1 protein-coding gene is annotated in these 4,861 nt (G+C 63.4%); it reads right to left on the bottom strand.

Features of this window, described 5'->3' with window-relative positions:
• Positions 1–251 precede the first annotated feature (251 nt).
• On the bottom strand, positions 252–4,861 hold a 4,610-nt coding region (locus AC5RU3_RS15620), incomplete at its 5' end, for an Ig-like domain-containing protein (RefSeq protein WP_493966131.1).

Below are 4,861 nucleotides of genomic sequence, written 5' to 3'. Positions count from 1 at the left end.
GATACAACAGCGCACCGCTCACCACAGCAACACTGACAGCGGAAACCGTAGAGACAGACAACGCGCGCTTGTGCTTCGTCCTGAAACGACGCAGACGATCGAGACCACGTTTCATGTGCGTTGAAAACCCCCCGGGAATGGGCGCCTTGCCCCTGCAGCGCCACGGCCAGTCTATAGCGCGTTCTCGGGTCCTCCCATGGGCACCTACGGCCGTGGGAGGACCCGCGCCTGTCGCTGGCTGCATCTCCCGATCAGCACCGCGGCATACCCGCGGGTGGGTTCGCTCCCTGCGTGGTCGTATTGCCCCGCACATGCAGGCCATTGTTGTTCGCATAGGTGTTGGGACCGGAGAATTGCCGGTACCAGGCACCGGAGGACCGCTGGATGTAGCACTTCGAGACAATGGTCTCGCCATAGCCCAACCAGTGGTCTCCGCGGCAGTCCGATCCCGTCCAGTTCGTTCCGTTGACAGGATCCATGCAGGACCGGTGCCCTGTCTGCAGCCCTGGACCGCCTGCGGTGATACGCCATTCACTCTGCGGTGGCGGGGGCGGCGGCGGAGCGTCGCCGCTCCTTGCAGCGGCTTCAGCCACCGGGCCGAACGTTCCCCGCGAGTTCATCGAACGGACCTTGATGACGACGCGCTCGTTGTACCCGTTCGTTCTGACCGTCCGGTTGCCCGAGTTATTGACGTTCTGCCAGCCGCCCCCGTTGATGTTGATCTGAATCTGCTTGACGTCGTGGGCACCGGTGTTCGGCGCATCCCAGCTGACGGTGACTTCCTTCTGCTCCCTGGCCCCATCACGGGCGCCGGCTCGTGCCGCTCCGGGGTTGCCGTAAGGACTCACCTGGTTGGATCCGGCCGGTTGGCTGGAGTAGTTGGCTCCGTCGCTGTTCACGATCGCGGTGACCGTCGCGCTGACGGCTGAACCGTTCGCGAATCCACCGACTTCCTGACCCGGCTGGATAGCCATCTGACGTCCGTCACTGAAGTTCGCCCGGTAACTGACCTCCGAGGCACGTGCGCCGTTGCGCTGCTCGGCGCTGAGCTCGCTGAAGTTGATCTGCACGTGGCGGCCCTCAGCACCGGTGCGCGTCTCGGCAAGGGTCACGCTGCTCGGTGCTGCGGGAGAACCCACCGCACGACGCGGTGCTGACTGAGCACCATATTCGGTCCACCCGGCCTTGTTGTAAGCGCGCACTGCGTAGCTGTAGTCCGCCTCGGCATTCGGCACCACGATTGTCTGATCCGAAACCTGGACCTCCGGCAGCGTCCGGGTGAGGGTGCCGCCCCTGAACTCCTGGACCTGGTACTTCGACACCGCAGCGCCGTTCGGTGACACATCGGCCCAATCAACCACCAACTGACTTTCTGATCCCACGGACTGCGCACGCGTGGTCGTCGGCGCCGCCGGTGTTCCCGGCAACCCCGCCGGAGTCTCAGCGGCCGAGTAATCACTCCACTCCGACGGCTCGGGGGCGGCATTCCTTGCCTGGACCCGGACCTTGTAGGCTGTTCCGTTCTCAAGGCCTTCCCACGTCAACGGACCGCCCGCCGCACTTCGTTGCACCGCACCATTGGGCGGCGCAGGGGATATCTGCAGGTCATACCCCTCGATCGGCGAGCCTTCATTCGCCGGAGGCGTCCAATTGACCGTCAGCGATCCGTCGCCGAATACGAGGGTCGGCGGAGCGGGTTGTGCCGGCTGTGTATCCGGACGCGCCACCGCGGATTCGGGCGAGGGATCCGAGATACCGATGTCATTGGCAGCGGTCACCGTGAACACGTACTCGACATTGTTCGTCAACCCAGTCAACGTGCACGTCGTCGCCGGGCACTCCTGCGTAAACCCGTTGTTACTGCTCACCGTGTACCCGGTAATCGGCGAGCCGTTGTCGGCCGGCGGATCCCATGACAACACCACGGACTTGTTGCGGGTGCTTTCCACCACCGGAGTCGACGGCGCCCCGGGCTTACCCTTCACGGTGAGAAGGATCTGTGCGGTGTCAACCCGGGAGAGCTCGCCGGTCTTGTCCTGGATGGTGTACTGCACGGTCATGTTTCCGACAAAGGATGCGGCCGGGGTAACGAGCACCGACTCCCCTTGCTGCGAGACGCTGCCGTTGCCGTCTGCGACAACGTCCAGAATGCGCAGCGGCTCCTCCGGGAACGGGTTCACGTCGTTGGCAAGCACATCCACCGATACAGGTTCGCCCTGCACCGCGTCTGGAACCTCATCATCGTTCGCTACCGGAAGCGGCCTGCTGGACGCGATAACAGTGAGGGAGACCGCGCTGCTGATTGTTTCCTCCCCGTCCGTCACTGAAATCCCGATGGCTCCGGTGGTGCCCACTTCGGCGCCTTCCTGCGCCGCCACGCTGAGTACGGAACCGTCAAGGGTGACGTCGAACCCGGCCGGTTGCTCGCCGGTGAGCGAAAACTCCAGGACGTCTTCAGGGTTGGGATCAGCTGCAAGGCTGGACACATCGAGCGTGACAGCCGGTTCAGCGATGGCGACGTCGAGTGACCCTGAATCCAGAGTGGGCGGGAGGTTGGGGCTCTCCGCCGCCGGTATCACGTTGGTGAGGATGGTCAGCGTCGAGCTCAAACCCTCTGGATCATCCGGTCCGGTACCGTCCGTCACTTCGAAGGTGATGGATCCCCGCCCCGCGTAGTCGATATCCGCCGCGTAGCGGAGGTTGTTGGCATCGACCACCAGGTCGTTCGCATTGCTTGTCCCGATAGCTGATACTTTCTCGCTCACCGTCAGTCTTGGCGTCCTGCCGTCGCGGACTTCAACGAGATCCCGCAGATCCAGAGTGAGTTCCTCCCCCGCCTGCACATCAATCGGCGCGTCACTGATCAGCGTCGGATACTGCTCACTCAGGCCGGGGACCCAAACGACCGCGGTAGCTACACCACCGTCGATATCCTCGACCGTGTACGGAATCGTCTGCGCCCGTTCGGTGAGTTCGACCCGGACTACATTTTCCGACGTGACAGTGGCGGTGGCGTCGGCGGGGTCAACACCTACAATCAGGTCTTCCGCGACGCCGTCGGGGTCCTCGTCATTCTTCAGGACCGGCACGTCCACAGCTGTCTGACCGCGGGTTTCCGCCGGCTCCACGCGGTCGTCGCGGGCGATGGGCAGAAGCAGGGGAGCGTTCTGATCGACGGTGACGTTGATGTTGCCGTTCGCAGCACCGCCACGGCCATCAGCCACACCGTAACGGACGCTGAAATCACCTTCGGCTGCAGGCGCCCGGAACAGGACCCTGCCCTCGACAACCTCCGGAGCCATCTCCTCAGGAGTAGCCGTGACGGCATCCGGGTCCAAAGCGATGGGGTCCCCGTCAGGGTCCGAATCATTGCGGAGCGCGTCGACCGCGATCGCCCGGCCGGGTCGCAGGATCACACCGTCGTTGACTGCAATCGGTTTCTGGTTTGCCTCAGCCGCCGGGGCAATACCGACCTGCACGGTGCCTGTATTTTCCAGCCCGAGCCGGTCGCGAACCGTATAGGTGAAGGAATCAGTGCCGGCCCCGATGGCGGAGGCAGTGAAGTCGATGTAGTTCGGTCCCGGTACTGCTGCACCCATCTGTGGAGCGACGTCAATTCCGGCGAGGAAGGCTGAATCACCGTCGGCGTCGATACCGTCCAGCGGAACCGGGATGCGCACCGTCGATCCTGCGATGACGCGGGCGTCGAGGTTCTTCGGAACCGGCGGCGTATTCGGCGCATCCAGCGGCCGGATATTGATCCTGACTTCAGCCGAATCCGACTGCCCGGTGCTGTCGAGTACCTCATAAATCGCATACACAGTCTTCGCCGTCGGCCCCGCCACGAACCGCAACGAGTTCTCCGAAGCAAACACCCGACCATCTGCCAGGTCAATCCCCTGAGCCAACACCGGGCTGAGCGTCAACTCATCCCCGTTGGGATGCGTGTCATTGTCCAGCACCGGAATGTTCACCACATCCCCGGCACGCACCGTTACCTCATCCGAATTCGCCTGCGGCGGCAACAGGGTCTCGGGCCCTTCGACGGAAAGCACGCTCACTTCACCTGTGGCAGACGCCTTACCGTTGGAAATCGTGTAGGTGATCGTTGCCTGCTGGTTCAGGCTGCGCACGTCGTGGATCCGCAGCACATTGTGATCCAGCACTGCGACGTCCACCGGCGAGCCGGCCGGTACGTCGACGGACTGCACCACCAGCACCCCGCCGGTTGGATCGCTGTCATTACCCAACACATCCACCAGCACGTCGCCGTTACGCGGCAACAACGCCACATCGCGGACGGCAATCGGAGCACCCTCGGTACCTTCGGCCTTGGCGTCGACCCGGATCAGGCCGCTGGCACTCTGCGGCCCATTCGTCACCAGATACTCAACGTAAAACGTCCCCGCAGCATTCGGTGTGAACGCGATCGTCCCGGTGTCATAGTCCGGCGTCACTGCCGCATCCCCGCCGGTGAGTTCGGCTTTCGCAAGGTTCAGCTGCCCGCCAGCCGGGTCCACGTCATTCTGCAACGGAGTCAACTGCGACTCCTGCCCTACCACCGCAGTGAAGTGATCGAAGTTCACCACCGGCGGCAGCGTCCCCGACGCCCGAACATCAAAACTCACGACGCCGGACACTTCCTCCCGCCCATCCGAGACGACGATCTTCACTTCTTTCACGCCCTGGCCCTTACCCACGTCCCGGAACGTCACCAGGCCGTCCGACCGGGAGCGCACCTGATCCCCATCCGGAGTGGGTTCAGCGCTGACCAGGAACAGGTCATCACCGTCTGCATCGGTCCAGTTACTCAGGATGTTCTGACTGACCGACGTACCCTCTTCCACGAGGATCTTCGTCG

Source organism: Arthrobacter sp. MDB1-55, from assembly GCF_059092925.1.
This window is presented reverse-complemented; position numbering and strand designations above follow the sequence as displayed.